Below are 20547 nucleotides of genomic sequence, written 5' to 3'. Positions count from 1 at the left end.
GTCTTCTATAGTAATGGTTTGTACCTGTGTTGTTGTATTATCACATGCATCTGTTAAAGTCCATGTTCTTGTGATGATAGATTCGTTTTCACAAGCACCATCTGCAACACTATCTGTAAAGGTGGCTTCTAAACCTGTATCGCAGTTATCTGCCTCATCTGTTACATCTCCTGTTAAAGTAAGATCACTAGAATCTTGATCACATTCTATTACAATACTTGATGGTACTGTAAAAGTAGGTGCTGTTGTGTCATTAACAGTAATAATCTGTTCTACAGTAATAGAGTTTCCACAATCATCACTAACACTATATGTTCTCGTAATTATTTCTGGACATGTGTTTCCATCTGAGACATCAGATACAAATTCAACTGTAGGATTTGCAGTTTCATCATCAGCTTCATCAGTAACAACAGTTATATCTGGAGTTGGAACGTTTGAAGGACATTCTATAGATATTGGATCTGGATTAGAAGCAGTAGGATTTTCATCATCTAAAGTAGTGATTGTGAAATCTACAGTAACTATACATTCATTAAAATTACTATCCTTGACTGTTACTGTATAATCACCAGGACCTAGATCATTAAAAGTTGATGAAGATTGATAGGTTGTTCCATCATCAATTGAAAATTCATAAGGAGACTCTCCGCCAGTTACAGCAATTGTTACTGAACCACTATTATTTCCATCACAATCAATGTTAGCTAATGAATCTATACTAGCATCTAAATCTGAAATAGCTAATGTTAATGCAGCAGTTGGTGAGGCACAATTATCGTCTGGATTATAGAAAAACACATAATATGTACCAGGTGTTGTAACTGTAGTATTTGATAAATGATCGGCAGTTACCATTGGATCAGCATTAGTACTCCAAGTTAATACAGAGCCAGCTGGACCAGTGGAGGTTACATAGTCATTCAAATTTACATTAATATTATCATCGCAAAAAGTTTGTTCACCATTTGTTGTTACTTCACCCTTTACTGTTAATTCTGGAGGATTAGCATATCCTTCTAAACTTAATCTTAAACCATCTACTAAAACAGCAGAACGTCCTGGATTACCAGTCTGATAAAAAACTTCAACACTTCCAGAAGCGTCAGATTGGAAAGTAATACAAACTGTTTCCCAAAAAGGATCAATTTCGGTCCAACCACCTGCATTTTGAAAAGGTCCAGTAGTTGCGTTTGATAATTGTGTAGGAAAAGCAGAAGTTGGTTGTATATTTAAATCATTATGAGTGTAGGTTAAGGGATCTGTAATTTGAGTTCCTCCACTACCTATACCAAACTGCAAGTTTGGAATAAAGTCTGCAAACGATCCATCAAAATTACTATATCTAGGAATAACAGCAATTTCAAAACATACTGTATAAGTTGCATTTGGTAATACATTTAAATCTTGTCTTATCGCTTCATTTCTAAAAGAGAAAATAGAAAATCCACCACCATTTGGTGATGGCGAGATAATCGCAGGAGTATCAATAGCAGCATTCTCATTAGAATAGGAGATATATTGTCCTTCAGACCAATCTACTGTACCAGTATCATTCCAACAATCATAAAGTACATCGTCGGAATATAAACTACCATCAACACCAATCTGAACTTGATCTGAACCGTTTAAATTTGGAGTCATATCATTTCCGTTGAATTCGCCACAGGTAATAACGTTACATGTGCCAACAGGATTTGGCATAGGATCCATTCTTCTCTCTGCTCTATTGATTTGGTATTGAGCAGCTCTCTGTTTTAACTCGGCTTTATAAGCTTTAATATATTCCAAAGAATATTTATTAGAACTAGGCCAGTCTTGCGATTCACTTGGTTGTTGAGCATTAGCAGTAGTTATAGAACTTATAAATACTATACTAACTAAAACACAATTGAAAAAAGATAGGGTAACTTTTTTTCCCATAATGTTTACTTTTTTTGCACTAGGCAACTGTTATTAACAATGTTTTTTCGCTACGCGATGTTATTTTAAATTGTTATACTTCATAAAAATTATTAATTAGACACAAGCTAGGCTGTGACCTAAAGAACATATAAAGTATAGAAGAGGGAAGTGCATTAACTAGTAATGCGAAAATGGATTGATTAATATGTTTCTGATTTGGGGTCATTATATTAATTTTACGATAACAAAAAAACTTATATAGGCATCGTCAGCCAAATATAAATGTTAAAGGTGCCAAAATACTCGTTAAAACGGAATTATGCAACATTTTATCGAAAAAAAATGCATTTAATCGATACGTAATATGAAAACATTAGTATTAATGCGTCACGGAAAGTCTTCTTGGGAATTTGATGTTTCTGATAAAGAAAGACCACTTAAAAATCGAGGAATTAAAGATACAATAAGGGTTTCAGAGCATTTTAGAACCAAAAAAATTGTATTAAATAGAATAATTTCTAGTCCTGCCAATAGAGCATTATCTACTTGCAAATTATTTGTAGATACAGTTAAAATAAATCCAAATGATATCATTATCACCGAAGAATTATATGATTTTGGAGGACAAAATGTAACAGGTTACATCAAAACACTTGCTGATAGTTATAATAATGTTATCATTTTTGGACACAACCATGCTTTTACTACAATTTCTAATATATTTGGAAATCGTTTTATAGATAATCTTCCTACTGCAGGATTAGTAGTTATAGATTTTGAAACAGATTCTTGGAAAGATATTTCTAAAGGAACAACACGTTTTACCATTTTCCCTAGAGATTTAAAATAATGACAAAAGAGAATAACACATATATAAACAGAGAACTTAGCTGGCTACAATTTAATGCTCGAGTACTGCAAGAAGCTGCAGACGAAACAGTTCCATTAATTGAACGTTTACGCTTTTTAGGAATATTTTCTAATAATTTAGATGAATTTTTCAAAGTAAGGTATGCTACAGTAAAACGAATTGATGAAGCAGGAAAAGGCGGAAAGAGTGCTCTAGGTGGTATAAAAGCTAGTGATTTACTCAATAAAATAACAGAAGTTGTTATAAGACATCAAAGTGAGAGTCTAAAAATCTTAAATACTATTGAGGAAGAATTAGAAAAAGAAAATATTCATATTATTAATGAGACTGAAATTAATCCTAATAGACAATCTTTTATAAAAGACTATTTTCTAAAAAAAGTAAGTCCAGCTTTAGTTACAATAATTCTTAATGATGCTATAGAACTCCCTGTTCTTAAAGATACTACAGCTTATTTAGCCATTAAAATGGAATTGTTAAATGGTAAAAATCAATTTGCTTTAATTGAAATTTCTAGACAAATGGAACGATTTGTTGTTCTACCTAATGAAAATGGTACAGATTACATTATTATGGTAGACGATGTTATTAGATATTGCTTAAATGATATTTTCAGCATTTTCAATTATAAATCTATTAGCTCACATATGGTTAAGATTACTCGCGATGGCGAATTAGACTTTGACAGTGATCTTTCTAAGAGTTTTATTAAAAAAATATCGGATAGTGTAAAGCATAGACAAGTTGGTGAACCCATTCGCTTTGTATATGATAACACTATAGACTTAGAAACTTTAGAGTATTTACTCAATAAAATGGGCATAGACTCAAAAGATAGTATTATTCCAGGTGGACGTTATCATAATAGACGAGATTACATGAGTTTTCCTAGCTTAGGAAGACAAGATTTACTCTACGATAAAATTACGCCATTATCAATAAAAGGATTAAGCTTAGAGAATAATATCTTTAATGCTATAGCTGATAAAGATTATTTACTTTATACACCATATCATACCTTTTCATATATCGTAAAGTTTTTAAGAGAAGCAGCTTTAGATCCAAGTGTAAAAACCATTAAGATTACTATTTACAGATTAGCACAAATTTCTCATGTAGCAAGTTCTTTAATAAATGCTGCAAAAAATGGTAAAAAAGTGACAGTTTCAATTGAGTTAAGAGCGCGTTTTGATGAACAAGCAAACATTGACTATGCTGAGCAAATGCAAGCTGAAGGCATTAAACTTCATTTCGGAATAGAAGGCTTAAAGGTGCACAGTAAAATGTGTATCATTGAGCGGTTAGAAGGTAAAAGCTTAAAACGTTATGGCTTTATAAGCACAGGAAATTTTAATGAATCTACTGCTAAAATCTACACAGATTTTACCTTGTTTACGGCAAACCATAAAATTTTAAAAGACATTAACAAAGTATTTAATTTCTTTGAAATTAATTATAAAATCTATAGATATAAGCACATTATTACATCTCCACACTATACCAAAACTAAATTATTTGCTTTAATTGATAATGAAATTGCTAATATTAGACAAGGAAAACCCGCTTATATAAAGCTTAAAATGAATAGTATCTCTAGTTATAAAATGGTAGACAAACTCTATGAAGCAAGTAGAGCTGGAGTTAAAATTCAAATGATTGTAAGAGGTATTTGCTGTTTAATTCCTGGAATTAAAGGAATGAGTGAAAATATAGAAGTTATTAGTATTATTGATAAATTTTTGGAGCACACCAGATTATATATTTTTGGAAATAATAATGATCCTAGAATTTATATATCTTCTGCCGATTGGATGACTAGAAATATTGAAAATAGAGTGGAAGTGTCTTGTCCTATTTATGACAATAACATTAAAAAGGAGTTATTGGATATTTTTGATATTTGCTGGAATGATAATACTAAAGCTAGAATTCTAAATGCTGAGCAAGACAATTCATATAGACGCAATAATAAAGATAAAGTTAGAGCTCAATTTAAAACCTACAATTACTATTTAGAACAACAATAATACATGCTACAAATCATAAAATACGCAGCTATAGATATTGGTTCTAATGCTGTTAGATTACTCATCTCTAATATAATAAAACAAGAAGGCAAACCTGTAAGGTTTAAAAAAAGTTCCTTGGTAAGAGTTCCGATTCGTCTAGGAGCAGATGTTTTTTTAAACGAAAAAATTTCATTAGAAAACAAAAAAAGACTCATAGACACAATGATTGCCTTTAAGTTGCTTATGAAATCACATAAAGTTGAACGCTACAAAGCTTGTGCTACATCTGCTATGAGAGAAGCAAATAATGGAAATGAGCTAAGAAATATAATAAAAGATAAGAGTGGTATACAAATAGATATTATTAATGGTGAAGTAGAAGCAGCAATAATAGCAGCAACAGATTTACATGAATATATAGATGATAATAAAACCTATTTATATGTCGATGTTGGTGGAGGAAGTACAGAATTTACTGTGATTCATTTGGGCAAAAAAATAGCTTCTAAATCTGCTAGAATTGGTACAGTTCGTCTGTTAAATGATATTGTATCAAGTTCTACATGGCGAGACTTAGAAGATTGGATAAAAGAAAAAACAAAAGACTATGATAAAATAGAACTTATAGGTTCTGGTGGAAATATTAATAAAATTTTCAAGATCTCTGGTAAGTCAATGGGAGAACCTTTAACGTATTTTTATTTGAGTTCTTTATTCAAAATGCTACAAGAGTATTCTTATGAAGAGCGTATTACCGATTTAAACCTAAATCAAGATAGAGCTGATGTAATAATACCTGCTACACGAATTTATTTATCTGCTATGAAATGGAGTAATGCTAAACACATATATGTCCCAAAAATAGGACTGTCTGATGGAATCATTAAAAGTATATATCAGAAAACCATTTCTAGTTTAGAACTCTAAAAATTAACAGTTAATCACTTTTTTTGAGCTAAACATCCATTAATTAAGATATTTATTAGGAATAAAATATATATTCACAGCCTCAAATCAATTTACTATGAAAACTTATATTACTGTATTAGTATTTTTACTAACTACAACAATTCTTCAAGCACAAGATATTAAATATGGTGTTAAAGGTGGCATGTCTGTATCTAACATGGATTATAAAGACACACCAATTAACAGAAATGAGCACAGAAATGGTTTCGTTTTTGGTGTATTTGTAGAATATGGATTAACTGAAAATTTAGCACTTGTACCAGAACTACAATTCTCTGGTGAAGGCTCTAACAAAGAAGGATTTAGGAACGATTATCTAAACCTTCCTGTAATTTTAAAATATACATTTTTCGAAAAACTTGGAGTAGGTTTAGGTCCTCAAGCTGGTCTTAAAGTGAATAAAAAAGATGATGGATTCAAAAACGTTGTATTTTCTGGTGTTGGTTATATTGAATACCAACTAACAGACGATTTTGCTATTGACGCTAGATATAACTATGGTTTTTCTAATGTTTTTGATGATAAACCTGGTTTTCCTGAAGCTAAGAGTGGTGTCATTCAGTTTGGAATAAACTATAAAATTTAAGCTATTAATTCAGCAATGAATTGATAATAAGAAAGCTCTAGTGTAATGCTAGAGCTTTTGTTTTATCCATGTATGGTTTCTCGTTTGCTTAAATCTTTCATAATAGAAGCTTCATAATCAAGTAATTGTTGCCATTTTGTATCAACTTCTTTTCTGTCTCCATAACGTCTTGCAAATCCTAAAAACATACTATAATGGTTAGCCTCGCTAACCATAAGTTTTCTGTAAAATTCTGCCAGTTCTTTATCTTCAAGCTCTTCAGATAATAACCTAAAACGTTCACAACTTCTAGCTTCAATAAGTGCTGCATATAACAATCTGTGAACTAGTTGTGTTGTTCTGCTTCCACCTTTAGGAAAGAATTTTAAAAGCGTAATTACATAATCATCCTTACGATCTCTACCTAAGATCCAACCGCGTTTTAAGATAATATCATGCACCATTTTAAAATGACTAATTTCTTCTTTTACTAAAGCTATCATCTCTTGTATTAGCTCTGTATACTCAGGAAAACTTACAATAAGTGAAATAGCAGTACTTGCGGCTTTTTGCTCACAATAAGCATGGTCTGTTAATATGTCTTCAATATTCTTTTCTACAATATTTACCCAACGTGGATCTGTTGGTAGTTTTAATCCTAGCATTTATATAAGGGTTATATCTTGAAGTTTTATGGTGCCATTACTCAATATTTCTAACTCATAGACAAGAAAGTCTTTTGTCTGAGGTTTTAGTGCATATACATTTAATCGTATAGAATCTGATGCAGTTTTTTCTTGTAAAACCTCTAGATGACTGTATCTAAAAGAAGAATACTCATGAGTATTAGTAATATTATCTATGAAGTCATCATCGATTAAAGTATTTACGATATCTTGATTATTAAAAGTCACTTTAAGATCAGATATCCAAGATCTAAAATGTGTATAGGTTAAGATATTATTTTTCCTTTTAGAAATGGTATACGCTTGGTGCATATTGGTATAGTTTTTTACACTAACATAAAATCCATTAGTTAAAGTAGAATCAATTTTTACCTCAGAATATAACTCTGGCACGTAAGTATCTTCAGTTACTATAGTTTTTATTTTATAAGCTTCTAAACTTTCCTTTAAAGCCTGACTTTGAGTCTTACGTCCTTCGCAATTAAAAATTACAATACTTGTAATTACAAGCAAAAAAATAATGTTTTTAAGCTTACACATCTAATCCAAATATATTTTTAAGTAGTTCTAAGTTTGGGTTTTTCTCCTTTAGCTTTTCATATTTCTCAGCAGTAGTAAAGGCATATTTTTTTTCAATCTCTTCATTTACAGTAATAACTAATTTAACGTTGTAATTATTAAGTTGTTTTCTAATAAACTTCATTAATGGATATTGCGCTCGCTCTAATTCTAATTTTAAAGTAGCATTAGATAACTCAATATGTATATTACCATCTCTAAGCGTTGGTGTATCCATTTGAAGAATAGATCCCATAATTTTTTCACCATTGTCATCTAATTGCTTGGCATAGGTATTCCAAATACTGATAAGTTGTTCTTCTGAAAAATTATCTTGTGGCAAATCATCCTCATCAATAACAACATCCATTTGCCTAATAAGATGTTCTTTTTTCTTTTTAATACTACTTAGAGAAAGTCCTGATGCTGTTTTTGTTGGCTTTTTAATTATGACATCAATAATAGGTTCTTCTACAGCAGTAACTGTCTCATCTTGAGTTTCATTTAATACTATATTTTCTTTTATTATAGATTGCTCAGTCTGAGGATCTTCTTTAGAAATAGGAATAGGAGCTATACCTTTAGATTTAAAATAAGAAGGTGGAATTATAAACCGATTACCCTTTTTTTTTTCTCCATCAAAACTGATAGAGGCCAATTGCATAATACAAAGCTCAACCAATAGTCTTTGATTTTTACTTGTTTTATACTTTAAGTCACACGCATTAGCTAATTCAATAGCTTTTATTAAAAATTCTTGGGAAGCTAACAAAGATTGCTCTTGGTATTTAATTTGAGTTTGTTCGCCGACTTCTAATAACTCAATCGTAGAAGGATTTTTACAAACTAATAAGTCTCTAAAATGACTTGCCAATCCTGCTATATAATGATGACCATCAAAACCTTTAGACAAAATGGTGTTAAAATGAACTAATAGCTCAGGAATTTTATGCTCTAAAATGAGGTTTGTACTTTTAAAATACGAGTCGTAATCTAATACATTGAGGTTTTCTGTAACGGCTTGTCTAGTTAATTTTTTTCCTGAAAAACTCACAACTCTATCAAAAATAGAGAGTGCATCTCTCATAGCTCCATCTGCTTTTTGAGCAATAATATGTAGTGCATCATCTTCAGCTTCTATGCCTTGCTCTTGGGCAATATATTGTAAATATGATTTTGCATCTTTTACAGTTATACGCTTAAAATCAAATATTTGACAACGAGAGAGTATAGTCGGAATTATTTTATGCTTTTCTGTGGTAGCTAAAATAAAAATACAGTGTTTAGGCGGTTCTTCTAATGTTTTTAAAAAAGCATTAAATGCAGCTTGCGAGAGCATGTGTACCTCATCAATAATATAAACTTTATACTTACCAACTTGTGGTGGTATACGAACCTGATCAGTAAGATTACGTATATCATCTACCGAGTTATTAGAGGCAGCATCGAGTTCAAAAATATTAAAGGCAAAATCTTCGTCTTCAGTTTCTGCACCATCACTATTTATCATTTTTGCCAAAATACGTGCACAAGTAGTTTTACCAACTCCTCGTGGTCCTGTAAACAATAAGGCTTGAGCTAAATGATTATTATCAATGGCATTTTGTAGCGTATTTGTAATAGCCTGCTGACCAACAACATCCTTAAAGGTTTGTGGTCTGTATTTACGTGCAGATACTACAAAGTGTTCCATTGAAAAAATTGAATAACAAAGTTAAAAATTAACCATAAATATAAGAATCTAAGTCCTTGTAATTAGTAGGAGTTATTAACAAAATCTTCTTAGAAGAATCAAAATATTATTTAATTTTAAGTTATAATAATTTTAAAAACAAAGTACTTAACTTTGCAAATAAGTAAATCGCCTTATCGCTGTCTCGAGATTTCGAGATGGAGGAAAGTCCGAACACCAAAGAGCAACATAGTGGCTAACAGCCATCAATCGAAAGATTAGGACAAGTGCAACAGAAAGCAAGTACAGGTAATGCTGTAGTGAAACCAGGTAAACTCTATGTGGTGCAATGTCATGTAAACTAGCATTTAAGTGCTGCTCGCGCAACGCTAGAGGGTAGGCAGCTAAAGGTTGCTGGTAACAGTAACTGTAGATAAATGATAAGGATCTTTTCTTTTTAAGAATTCCTTTCTCAAAAAGAAAAGTATACAGAATTCGGCTTATAGATTTACTTAGTTATAAATAAACCCTTTTTGTTAACACATAAAGGGTTTTCCAATTATAAAAAGTAATCTTTAAGTATTTTCAAAAAAACTAAACACATTTCCGCCATAACTCTTAGAATAAGAATAGTGTTTTAGATCAGTTAGATTAGTATGCTTGGAATGTTCAAGGATTAATAGTCCATTTTCCTTTAGTATTTTATTTTCAAAAATTAATTCTGGTATTTTACCAAAAGACTCTATTGTAAAATCATAAGGTGGATCAGCAAAAATAATATCGAAATCTTGTTTTGTGTGCTGCAAATATTTATAAACATCACTTTTAATTGTAGAAATATTCATTTTAAAAGACGACGCTGTTTCACTAATGAACTTTATACATCCATAATACGAGTCTACAGCAGTAATTTTATCAGTGCCTCTAGAAGCAAACTCATAACTAATATTCCCTGTTCCTGCAAATAAATCTAAAACCATAATATCATCAAAATAATACTGGTTATTTAAGATGTTAAACAAGGCTTCTTTAGCCATATCAGTTGTTGGCCTAACTGGTAATTTCTTGGGAGCAGTTATTTTTCGACCTTTAAATTCACCAGAGATGATGCGCATTCTAAAAACTATTTAATACTAAATAATGCTGATGAAGACTCTCTTTACATGTAGTCTCATTAAAATCATAAGAGCAAAATTCGTTAACAAATTCTATATGACGAACGTAGGTATATAAAATCTCATATAAATCATCATGCATATTAATTTGACCAGATAAATTGATGTTTACTTCGTTAGGATCTAAACCTAACTGTTCCATGGTAAAAAGCACAAAATAAATGAAATCTTGAGGAGTATAAAATTCAAAAGAATTGTAGAGTAATAACTCTTTTTTTGAAATGGCTACAAAATCAAATGTTGTTCTATTAACATTTAAAAACACTAATGGATCTGTATCTATGCTAGATTGTAAAATGCTGTTTACTAGAGCTGTAGAAGCGTGTTTGTATGTAAACTCTCCAAAAGTCTCAAAAATATAGTTATTAATATTTATGTAAGGTACATAAACGTTTACAGAGTTGTTTACTACTATTTCATCATGAGTTATATAATCTGTTTTTAAAATTTTTGAATTAAACTTTAAATAGTCTGCACTATGCTTTTCATCAAATAATTCTTTAGGAACAAACGTAGAAAGATCATTATGATGAATGATTATAAGCTCAGAAAATTGTTTTGAAATTAAATTGTGAGTATTTAAAAACTCTTTTAAAATTTCTAAAATTTTAAAAGGAGTTACTTTAGAGTCTAATGGCAATTCTTCCAGTAGCTCAACTAAGTTATCCGTTCTATTTAAAATACAAAAAGAAAGTCCATTCAAATTAACTTGAATGGACAATTCTTTAATACTTTTAGTAGTCAAATCTTTATTCTTTATTAGTATAATTTTTTGGCCAGTTACCGTTGGTGTTAACTTCGTCTAACGAACCAACTTTTACAACAGGTCCATTAACACCATCAACAGATTGGACTTGTTCCTCGTTTCTTACTAGATTATTAGGTTGATCACTTAAAATAACCTTCTTATCAACTTTTGCTTCAAATACAGGAATACCTTCAATATCGCCAGTTTTCATTTGAAATTTGGCACCTACTTCACCTACAGGAACATTCATCATAGTTTTGTAGCGTGCATCAGAACCAAATAAAGAATCTTTAACAGAAGAAGTACCTAAAGTGTCAATAAGTATTAAAGTTTTCATAGTTTCAACACCACCATAACGTTTAGTTGCTTCAACATCTAAAACCGTTGTATCTCTACGTTGAGTAATAGTAAATTCTGCAGTGTCTATGAATCTAACTAAGTTTTCAAAATTATTAGCATATTTACCAGTAACCGTTTTGTGAGCAAGCTGCGCATCTCTAATGTCAACAAGTTTATCGATGACTACTTTATAACGGTCTTCTTTAATTTTATTAAATTCAATTTCTTCATAAACTGACATAAACGTTAAATAACCAAGAAGGATGATACCAATCCAAAGTAATATATTGATTACAGGTTTTAGTTTTCTTGGCACATATTTATCAATTAGCCAAACAATTGCAATGGTAAGCAGAATAACAACTACAATACCAATAATAATTTTTAACATAGTTAGTTTGTTTTATTAAGGTCTTTCGCAAATCTACAATTTTTTTTTGTTGGTAAAAATACCTAGCTGCAAAAATCATTTCTATATTTGAACAAATTATAAACATTTTTGTCATTTTATGACGGCTTCGGACTATTATTCACTTTTAAAACAACAATTTCCGTTTCAGCCTACCTCTAAACAAGATCGTGTTTTAATGCAATTATCAGAGTTTATTTTTAGTAATAACTCTAATTTACTTTATGTATTAAAAGGTTATGCTGGTACAGGTAAAACCACCATTATTGGTGCTTTAGTTACTAATCTTTGGAAAACCAAAAAAAAGGCTGTTTTATTGGCACCAACTGGTAGAGCTGCAAAAGTTATTTCTAATTATTCAGGGAAAGAAGCCTTTACAATTCATAAAAAAATATATACAGCACGTACAGATAAATCTGGTAAAATATCTTTTATCATTGCACCTAATAGACATAGAGATACTATTTTTATAGTAGATGAATCTTCTATGATCTCAGATGTACCAAGCCAAGCCAAGTTATTTGGAAGTGGATCTCTATTAGATGACCTTATGCAATTTGTATATGCTGGTCATAAATGCAAACTTATATTAGTTGGTGATACTGCGCAGTTGCCACCTGTTAAAATGGATATGTCGCCAGCTCTAGAAGCAGAAAAATTAGCTCTTAATTACAATAAAGACGTTAATAATATTGAACTCGATGAAGTTGTTAGACAAGAGGAAGATTCTGGCATACTATTTAACGCTACTTTGTTAAGAGAAACTTTGTCTAGTAAATTTTATGAAGGGTTTCAATTTCAATTAGCAGGTTTCAAAGACATTATTAGACTTATAGATGGTCATGACATTATGGATGCTATAAATGATTCTTATAGCGATTTAGGCCATGAGGAAACCTGTATTATTGTTAGAAGTAACAAACGCGCTAATCTCTATAATCAGCAAATTAGAAACCGAATAATGTTTAGGGAGAGTGAATTGAGCGCAGGTGATTTTTTAATGGTCGTTCGGAATAATTACCATTGGCTAAAACCAACTTCAGAAGCAAGTTTTATAGCCAATGGTGATATTATAGAGGTTTTAGAAATTTTTAAGTTAGAATCACTCTATGGTTTTAGATTTGCGCAAGTAAAAATTAGGATGGTAGATTATCCTAAAATGCGTCCTTTTGAAACCGTTCTTATACTAGACACACTTAGCTCTGAAACTCCAGCAATGACCTATGAAGATTCTAATAAACTCTATCAAGAGATACTTCAGGATCATAGTGACGAAACTTCTAATTACAAAAAGTTTTTAAAGGTTAAGAAAAGTAAGCATCTTAATGCTTTACAGGTTAAATTTTCTTATGCTATTACCTGTCATAAATCTCAAGGTGGTCAGTGGAATACTGTCTTTATTGAACAGCCTTATTTACCAAATGGTATAGATAAAGACTATGTTCGTTGGTTGTATACAGCTGTGACTAGGGCAAAAAGTAAATTATACCTCATAGGATTTAAAGATGATTTTTTCCTAGAATAGATCACGCTATACTGAATTAAAAAAGCCGTATTTTTGAAATCATAAAATGAGTAGATGAAAATAATTTCTATGATTCCGGCTCGCTATGCAGCATCTAGATTCCCTGGTAAACTCATGCAACATCTTGCTGGTAAAACTGTAATTCAAAGAACTTACGAAGCTACAGTAGCTACAAATTTATTTAGTGAGGTTTATGTTGTAACAGATAGCGATATTATTTATAACGAAATTGTAAATAATGGAGGCAAGGCCATAATGAGTATTAAAGAGCATGAGTCTGGAAGTGATAGGATAGCTGAGGCTGTTGCTACTATTGATTGCGATATTGTTGTCAATGTTCAAGGTGACGAACCATTTACAGAACGAGAAAGTTTAGAGAAAGTCTTAAAAGTATTTGAGAATGACCATGATAAGACTATAGATTTAGCGTCTCTGATGGTTGAGATAACAGATTGGGAAGAAATCTCAAACCCAAATACTGTAAAAGTTATAACGGACCAAAATGACTTTGCATTGTATTTTTCTAGAAGTCCAATTCCATTTCCACGAGATAAGCATGTCAATGCTAAATATTTTAAACATAAAGGTATTTATGCATTTAGAAGAGAAGCCTTGTTAGAGTTTACAGATTTAAAGATGCAATTTTTAGAAGCTTCAGAGAAAATAGAATGCATACGATATTTAGAATACGGAAAGCGTATAAAAATGGTTGAAACTTCCGTTCAAGGTGTAGAAATTGATACACCTGAAGATTTAGAACGTGCTAAAAAACTTTGGGAGTAGATGCGAGATTTTTCAGATATTAAAGTTATAGGCTTTGATGCAGATGATACCCTTTGGGTAAACGAAACTTATTTTAGAAATGCAGAGGTGGAGTTTGCTAAATTACTCACATCATATGAAACTCTAAATAAAATTGACCAAGAGTTATATAAAATGGAACTAAAAAACCTTCCACTTTATGGTTATGGAATTAAAGGTTTTATGTTGTCAATGATAGAAATGGCTATAGAACTCTCTGATGGAGAAGTTAAGAGTACAATTATTTCTGAAATACTAAATATTGGTAAGCGCATGCTTAATAAACCCCTAGAACTTTTAGATGGTATTGAAAATGTACTTAAAACATTATATTCTAAAAACTATAGACTCATATTAGCCACAAAAGGTGACCTTTTAGATCAAGAGCGCAAATTAGACCAATCTGGTTTAGCAAATTATTTTCATCATATTGAAGTTTTGAGTGATAAAAAAGAACAAAATTATAATACCCTTTTAGATCATTTAGACATTGACCCAAATGAATTTTTAATGATTGGCAACTCATTAAAAAGTGATATTTTGCCTTTAATAAACATTGGTGCTAAGGCCATACATGTACCTTTTCATACCACTTGGGCTCATGAAAAAGTTACAATTTCTGAAACTGAAGGAAAAGCGTACAGTACAGTTTCTTCAATTTCTGAAGTATTGAAATATTTTAATTAATTACTAATTGTTATTTAAAAACTTGAAAATAATCTCAATTCATTAGATTAAAAGAACTAAGTTTTTATTTTTGTTAAAGAAATATAATACATGGCATATAAAAATTATCCAATGGTGTCCAGAGTTATTTTTGGACGCGGAAGCTTTAATCAATTAGGCGATATCTTAGAGCCTATGCGTTTAAATGAAAAAGCTCCGTTTATCTTTTTAGTGGATGATGTGTTTAAAGGTAATTCGTGGCTTACATCTAGAATACCTTTAGCCTATAAGGATGAAATTATATATATTTCTGCTGATGAAGAACCTAAGACCTCCCAAGTAGATGAGTTGGTAGAGCAATTAATTCTATCACACAACGATAGACCTTCAGGAATAATAGGTATTGGAGGAGGTACAATCCTAGACTTAGCCAAAGCAGTTGCAATTATGCTAACCAATGAAGGTTTGGCAAAAGATTATCAAGGTTGGGATTTAGTAAAATTTCCTGCAATATATCATGTAGGCATTCCTACTATTTCTGGAACTGGCTCTGAGGTTTCTAGAACTACAGTATTAACAGGACCAGAAAAAAAATTAGGTATAAACTCAGATTTCACACCTTTTGATCAGGTTATTTTAGATCCAGAACTTACAAAAGATGTACCTACCAATCAATGGTTTTATACAGGCATGGATTGCTTTATACATTGTGTAGAATCTTTAAACGGAACATACCTTAATGCATTTAGTAAAACATATGGTGAAAAAGCCTATGAACTCTGTAAAGAAATATTCTTAGAGAATAATCTTTCTGAAAAAGAATCGCAAGACAAGTTAATGATGGCCTCTTGGCATGGTGGTATGAGTATTGCTTACTCTCAAGTTGGTGTGGCTCATGCCATGAGCTATGGTTTATCATACTTATTAGGAACCAAACATGGTATAGGAAATTGTATTGTTTTTGATCATCTTTCAGAATTTTATCCAGAAGATGTAAAGCTCTTCAAAGACATGAAAGCTAAGCATAAGATTGATCTTCCACAAAATATTTGTAGAGATCTAGACGATAATGAATTCAATATAATGATTGATATTGCTTTAAGTTTAGAACCATTGTGGGAAAATGCTCTAGGTAAGCAATGGAAACAAAAAATAAGCAGAGAAAAACTAATATCTTTATATAAAAAGATGTAAATGCGCTGGTTAGCCAAATTCATTTATTTTAAAATTCTAGGTTGGACTGTTACAGGTAACACTAATTTCTCAAAAGACACTATTAAAAAATGCGTTATTATTGCAGTGCCTCATACAAGCTGGCACGATTTTTTTATTGGTATATATCTCAGAAAAGTTACTGGAGTAAAAACAAATTTTATTGGTAAAAAAGAGCTGTTTACTTGGCCAATTGGTTGGTATTTTAAGGCTATAGGTGGAGCACCAATTGATAGAACATCTAGGCAAAATAAAGTTGAAGCTATTGCTAAGTTGTTTAATGATAAAGATGAGTTTAGATTAGCATTAGCTCCAGAAGGTACAAGAAAAAAAGTAGAGGAGTGGAGAACAGGATTTTACTACATTGCTAAAGCTGCAAAAGTGCCTATCATTATGTTTACTTTAGATTTTGAAAATAAACAAAATAAGGTTTCAGAACCTTTTTATCCAACAGATAATGTAGAAGCAGATTTTAAATTTATGAAAGCTTTCTATAAAGGTGTAAAAGGGAAAATTCCTGAGTATTCTTAGAAGAGATATTACTTCCTATCTTTAAGTCTATACATAAATTTTAAGCCACTCCAATGCTCATCTATTGCCGCTACTTTAACATCAACTACCAATACTTAAGAGGAAATCTCTTACTGGCTCTCGTTTTAAATCGGTTACTATCTTAGAACTTGCTTTTGGCCAACTCACCCAAAATGCACCACTATACTTTAAGGCTGTTTTGTAGAAGTTAGCTTTAGCTTCTAAGTCTTTAAAGTTTTTACAAAAAATATGTATAAAGTCTGCAGACTTATCGTTAATGTCTTCTAATTGTTCTATTCCATTAGGTATTTCATTAAATAAGCTGAAATAATATTTAGGCTGGTTATAGAGTAAGATTTTAAAATTGTCTTTTAAACCAAGTTTCTTTTCTAAGGGTGTTTTAGAGTATCCTGAAGCCATCTTTTAAGTTTTCGAAAATGTAGTTATTTATTCGCTATATAGACCATAGCGATTCTAATATGGCATGCATTTTGATTTACATTAAGTATCTATGATGAATGAAACATAAAGTAAACCATCAGGTCCCTAAAAAGAAACATTCAACATTTGCTATTAATCTAAAGCTACTTTTATTCTTATAGAAGTAGCTTTCGTTATAAGATAAAAAACGCCACAGTATTATAAACAATGGCGTTTTTAATATATCAATTATAGTAAATAATTATTTAATTTCTTTTAAAGCATTATCTATTCGAGTTCTCAAATGTTGTTTGTGTGCTTTAGAAGCAATATTCCCACTTGGTGCTGCCATTGCTCTAATAGTCTTTAAATTGTATAACATCATGGATTTAGCAGCATGAGTGTAACGTGAGCTTTGTCTTCCTGTAAGACCAGCGATTAATCCATTTACATACTCTAATTGTAAGTTCTGTCTAAACGAATTTACATTGCCATATATATCAGCTTTAAAAATGGCATTATTAAGGTCTGTCAGAAACATAGATATTGAGTACTTATTACCATACAATTCTGAGTCAGATATACGTTGTAATGTGTTTGGGTGTAAAATATGAGCTAGCACATTGCGTTGATACGATAATACTTGTGCGTGAATTTTTGGATCTTCTGGTCCACCAAAAAAGTTGTAACCACGTCTTTGTAATGCTAAATAATTGTATAAGTCATTTGGCGCATTATATGCATCTGGAGCAAATGTATATTTTGCTAATGCATTCATAGCACGTTTCTGATCTTCTAAACTTACAGGAGTGTAAGGTTGTGTAGCGCCTTGTTGTCCTGCCATAGCTCTATCTACATATACACCACCAATAAAACGAGAAATCACACCAGTAGCAATATTTCTTTGACCACTTAAAATATAATAAGCTCGTCTTAACTCTTGGTAAGATTGACCATCTTTAACAAATTTAGACTTTACATTTTGCATCAAATCATTAACCAATTCTATACGATCAATAGAATAACCAATCTGATCGTTAGAAAGATCACCAATCATTACTCTTGGATCTATTGCTTTACCTGGGGCACGCATATCGTCTGCATCATTTCCAAAGATAAGTTCAGGTTTTGTAGATTGATTTAATAACGTGTTACGCTCTGCATCATTTTTAAATGGTGTATATCCAAACTGAATTGCCCAAACATCGTAAGGTCCAACTGAGGTATCATAAAACTGACCTTGTTTAGATTTGTCTTTAGTAAGATTAATACCTGCATAATCCATTACTGAACCAGTAAGGCATTTTCCTTTAATAAATTCAGGATTTGATAGTTCTTCAGGGCTTAAAGTATGACTAGCTTTCATGTTGTGGTTTAAACCTAAAGTGTGCCCAACTTCATGCATAATTAAAGCAATCATTGCTTCTTTTTTCATGCGTTCCATTTCTAGATCATCTGCATTTGCTGCTGCAAGCACAGCTTGTCCAAACATGGTATTCTCATGCATTACATGTCCTAGAGAACAAAAGAGCTTATCATCTTTCATATAGTCATTAGGATCAAAGGCCTTAGTTTCAGTAGTAAGATCAAATAACTTATCGTACATAACTCTATTAGTAAAGTGTACGTACTCTAACATGATATCTGCTCCTAATATTTGTCCAGTTCTTGGATTCACAAAGCTTGGTCCATAACCACCAAAAGGAGGGTTAGGAGAGGAGGTCCATCGTAATACATTATATCTAATATCGCCTGCATCCCAATCGGCATCGTCTGGTTGCATTTTAACAACCATAGCATTTTTAAATCCTGCTTTTTCAAAGGCTTTATTCCATTCTAAAACACCTTTAGTAATGGTTTCTCTCCACTCAACAGGAGTAGAGTTTTCCATCCACCAAACTATAGGTTCAACTGGTTCAGAAATTGCCGCATTAGGATCTTTCTTTTTTAGATGCCATCTGTGCACTAAATCTCTGTAAGGTATGGAACCTGTATCTGTTTGATCTGTTACTTGAGTTAAAAAATAGCCAACTCTAGGATCATCTAATCTAGTTTGATAATCATTGTTTGGCATAGCAATAAGGCTATGATGAACAGTAACACTTACATTACGTCCATCAGTAACAGCTGCAGAACCTCCATTTAAAACAGATGATTTAGAATACACATAATCTACAGCCATATCTGTATTCTCTGGATAATTCTTAATAGCATTCACCTTGGTTTTCATCTTATCAAGATTACCTAGTGAAAATGCAAAAGGCGATTGACCTGGAAAACGAGGTGGCTTTATTTGAGATAAGGTTTCCTTTAAAAATATACCATCAGCTTTTATAAGATACAAACCTGTTTCTTTGTCATGTGCTTCTATTTTAGCAGTAGCCATGATACCTTCTGAAATATTAGCGTCTTTAGACCTTGAAATAGCATTTGAGGGATCAAAATAATAAGAGGTATTCTGAGTTGCAAACTCTAATTTGTCAAAATACTTTTTGATTTTAAAAACTTTAGAACCTCTGTATGATCCTCTAAATGCGCCAGCATCTGTTACACCATTGGCTATTTGGCTAAAATGTATAAACTCTTTACCAAGTTGATCTTCAGAAACTACCATTTGTAAACTACCAGTAACAGTGTCTTGGTAAATTGTAAATAGACCTTCTATTTTTTTACTCTTCTTTACTAAATCTGAAATAGATTTTACTTTAGGCTTCTTAGGAACTGGAGCAGCAGCTTCAGTCTTATCATCCTTTTTACGTTTTTTCTTTTTTCTTTGCGCTTCTGCTTGTTGTGGCATTAAAAATAAGCACAATAGTAATAGCATAGCTACTCGCTTTACTAACTTAAATTGTTTGGTCATACTAGTGATAATTTATATTGATATTAGTTGTTCATTTAACTCTGAAAAGGTAAAAAATCTATAGAATTGATAGTCATTAAAAAATGTTAAATAATTACCTCTTCATATAACATTCGTTTTTAATAAATAGTATTTAACGCTGATTTTTTTCAAAGGTTTTTAATAGCGTGTTAGTTTGCTTCTGAAGTTTATCTTTAAAAAAAGAAGTTCCGCCTAGAAGCCAACCTTTAAAACCTAATGCCTGCTTAGCCCATTTGTGTAGGTTAAAATCATCAATATGGCTAATGATAGTATTGTCTTTAAAAATAAAATGCCCATTAATTTTATTATGCACTTTACGCCCAGTTTTACTAAAAATATAGAAGGCTTCCCATTGTGCTGTAGCCTCATTCTTAGCATACTTAATATTAGAAACTGTTACTTTAAAGTCGTTGTTTTTTTGTGATTGACATAGCATCAACCACATGTTTTTTGCTTGCTCACCTTTTAATGTTCCAAATGCTGGATCCTTAAAAACAATATCATCGTTATAAAATGAAATCATGGTTTTAGCATCTTTATTATTAAATGCTTCGTAAAATTTTTCAATGACATTTTTCATAATGTCAATAAAGATAAACAATAGC

18 protein-coding genes, 1 other RNA gene and 1 pseudogene are annotated in these 20547 nt (G+C 31.3%); 10 read left to right on the top strand and 10 right to left on the bottom strand.

The annotated features are described in order from the left end of the window. A pseudogene (locus tag RM697_RS09550) lies at nt 1–1923 on the bottom strand (hypothetical protein); the annotation flags it as partial. A 346-nt stretch (nt 1924–2269) separates the two neighbouring features. On the opposite strand from RM697_RS09550, the gene RM697_RS09545 reads away from it, so the two are divergent. The 4 genes from RM697_RS09545 (at nt 2270) to RM697_RS09530 (ending at nt 6340) form a co-directional block, all read left to right on the top strand. Beyond that, complete coding sequence (locus RM697_RS09545; protein WP_311427657.1) at nt 2270–2755, top strand: SixA phosphatase family protein; 486 nt, start codon at nt 2270–2272, stop codon at nt 2753–2755. Next, on the top strand, nt 2755–4803 hold the full coding sequence (ppk1, locus tag RM697_RS09540; RefSeq protein ID WP_311427656.1) for a polyphosphate kinase 1: 2049 nt from the start codon (nt 2755–2757) through the stop codon (nt 4801–4803). Before RM697_RS09545 ends, ppk1 begins: the two co-directional genes overlap by 1 nt. 3 nt (nt 4804–4806) lie before the next feature. Continuing rightward, nucleotides 4807–5712, top strand: a complete 906-nt coding sequence (locus RM697_RS09535) for a Ppx/GppA phosphatase family protein (RefSeq protein WP_311427655.1) — start codon at nt 4807–4809, stop codon at nt 5710–5712. A 97-nt stretch (nt 5713–5809) separates the two neighbouring features. Further along, complete coding sequence (locus RM697_RS09530; RefSeq protein ID WP_311427654.1) at nt 5810–6340, top strand: porin family protein; 531 nt, start codon at nt 5810–5812, stop codon at nt 6338–6340. A gap of 62 nt (nt 6341–6402) precedes the next feature. Here the strand turns inward: RM697_RS09530 and RM697_RS09525 are convergent, their stop codons facing one another. From RM697_RS09525 to dnaX, 3 genes are read right to left on the bottom strand one after another with little or no spacing between them, the layout of a single operon-like run. Beyond that, the gene (locus RM697_RS09525; protein ID WP_311427653.1) at nt 6403–6984 is read right to left on the bottom strand and encodes a MiaE family protein; all 582 of its coding nucleotides are present in this window, start codon (nt 6982–6984) and stop codon (nt 6403–6405) included. Next, on the bottom strand, nt 6985–7518 hold the full coding sequence (locus RM697_RS09520) for a hypothetical protein (RefSeq protein WP_311427652.1): 534 nt from the start codon (nt 7516–7518) through the stop codon (nt 6985–6987). A 19-nt stretch (nt 7519–7537) separates the two neighbouring features. Further along, the gene (dnaX, locus tag RM697_RS09515) at nt 7538–9256 is read right to left on the bottom strand and encodes a DNA polymerase III subunit gamma/tau (RefSeq protein WP_311427651.1); all 1719 of its coding nucleotides are present in this window, start codon (nt 9254–9256) and stop codon (nt 7538–7540) included. Between the two features lie 160 nt (nt 9257–9416). Between dnaX and rnpB the strand changes: the two genes are divergently transcribed. Then, nucleotides 9417–9754, top strand: an RNA gene (gene rnpB, locus RM697_RS09510) — RNase P RNA component class A. A 56-nt stretch (nt 9755–9810) separates the two neighbouring features. Here the strand turns inward: rnpB and RM697_RS09505 are convergent. From RM697_RS09505 to RM697_RS09495, 3 genes are read right to left on the bottom strand one after another with little or no spacing between them, the layout of a single operon-like run. Then, nucleotides 9811–10350, bottom strand: coding sequence for an RsmD family RNA methyltransferase (locus RM697_RS09505; protein WP_311427650.1), 540 nt, complete (start codon nt 10348–10350; stop codon nt 9811–9813). A gap of 1 nt (nt 10351) precedes the next feature. Beyond that, entirely contained in the window at nt 10352–11155 is an 804-nt protein-coding gene (locus tag RM697_RS09500; protein WP_311427649.1) for a DUF3822 family protein, read from the bottom strand. A gap of 4 nt (nt 11156–11159) precedes the next feature. Next, nucleotides 11160–11888, bottom strand: a complete 729-nt coding sequence (locus tag RM697_RS09495) for a hypothetical protein (RefSeq protein ID WP_311427648.1) — start codon at nt 11886–11888, stop codon at nt 11160–11162. Between the two features lie 118 nt (nt 11889–12006). Between RM697_RS09495 and RM697_RS09490 the strand changes: the two genes are divergently transcribed. From RM697_RS09490 to RM697_RS09470, 5 genes are all read left to right on the top strand, one after another. Further along, a complete protein-coding gene (locus RM697_RS09490; protein ID WP_311427647.1) occupies nt 12007–13431 on the top strand; it encodes an ATP-dependent DNA helicase in 1425 nt (474 codons plus the stop codon). Nucleotides 13432–13485: 54 nt separating this feature from the next. Then, nucleotides 13486–14214 (top strand): 3-deoxy-manno-octulosonate cytidylyltransferase, encoded by a 729-nt coding sequence (kdsB, locus tag RM697_RS09485; protein ID WP_311427646.1) that lies wholly within the window; start codon nt 13486–13488, stop codon nt 14212–14214. After that, complete coding sequence (locus RM697_RS09480; protein WP_311427645.1) at nt 14215–14919, top strand: HAD family hydrolase; 705 nt, start codon at nt 14215–14217, stop codon at nt 14917–14919. Nucleotides 14920–15009: 90 nt separating this feature from the next. After that, nucleotides 15010–16092, top strand: coding sequence for an iron-containing alcohol dehydrogenase family protein (locus RM697_RS09475; protein WP_311427644.1), 1083 nt, complete (start codon nt 15010–15012; stop codon nt 16090–16092). After that, complete coding sequence (locus tag RM697_RS09470; protein ID WP_311427643.1) at nt 16093–16641, top strand: 1-acyl-sn-glycerol-3-phosphate acyltransferase; 549 nt, start codon at nt 16093–16095, stop codon at nt 16639–16641. A gap of 81 nt (nt 16642–16722) precedes the next feature. On the opposite strand, the gene RM697_RS09465 is transcribed toward RM697_RS09470, so the two are convergent. The 3 genes from RM697_RS09465 to RM697_RS09455 all read right to left on the bottom strand — a co-directional run bounded on the left by RM697_RS09465 (nt 16723) and on the right by RM697_RS09455 (nt 20522). Continuing rightward, nucleotides 16723–17061, bottom strand: a complete 339-nt coding sequence (locus RM697_RS09465) for a DUF3052 domain-containing protein (protein ID WP_311427642.1) — start codon at nt 17059–17061, stop codon at nt 16723–16725. 262 nt (nt 17062–17323) lie between these two features. Continuing rightward, nucleotides 17324–19921: a zinc-dependent metalloprotease gene (locus RM697_RS09460; protein WP_311427641.1), complete on the bottom strand. Its 2598-nt coding sequence runs from the start codon at nt 19919–19921 to the stop codon at nt 17324–17326. A gap of 133 nt (nt 19922–20054) precedes the next feature. Beyond that, nucleotides 20055–20522: a nuclear transport factor 2 family protein gene (locus tag RM697_RS09455; RefSeq protein WP_311427640.1), complete on the bottom strand. Its 468-nt coding sequence runs from the start codon at nt 20520–20522 to the stop codon at nt 20055–20057. Between the last annotated feature and the right edge of the window lie 25 nt (nt 20523–20547).

The sequence above is a fragment of the Microcosmobacter mediterraneus genome (assembly GCF_031846265.1).
GTDB lineage: Bacteria > Bacteroidota > Bacteroidia > Flavobacteriales > Flavobacteriaceae > Microcosmobacter > Microcosmobacter mediterraneus.
This window is presented reverse-complemented; position numbering and strand designations above follow the sequence as displayed.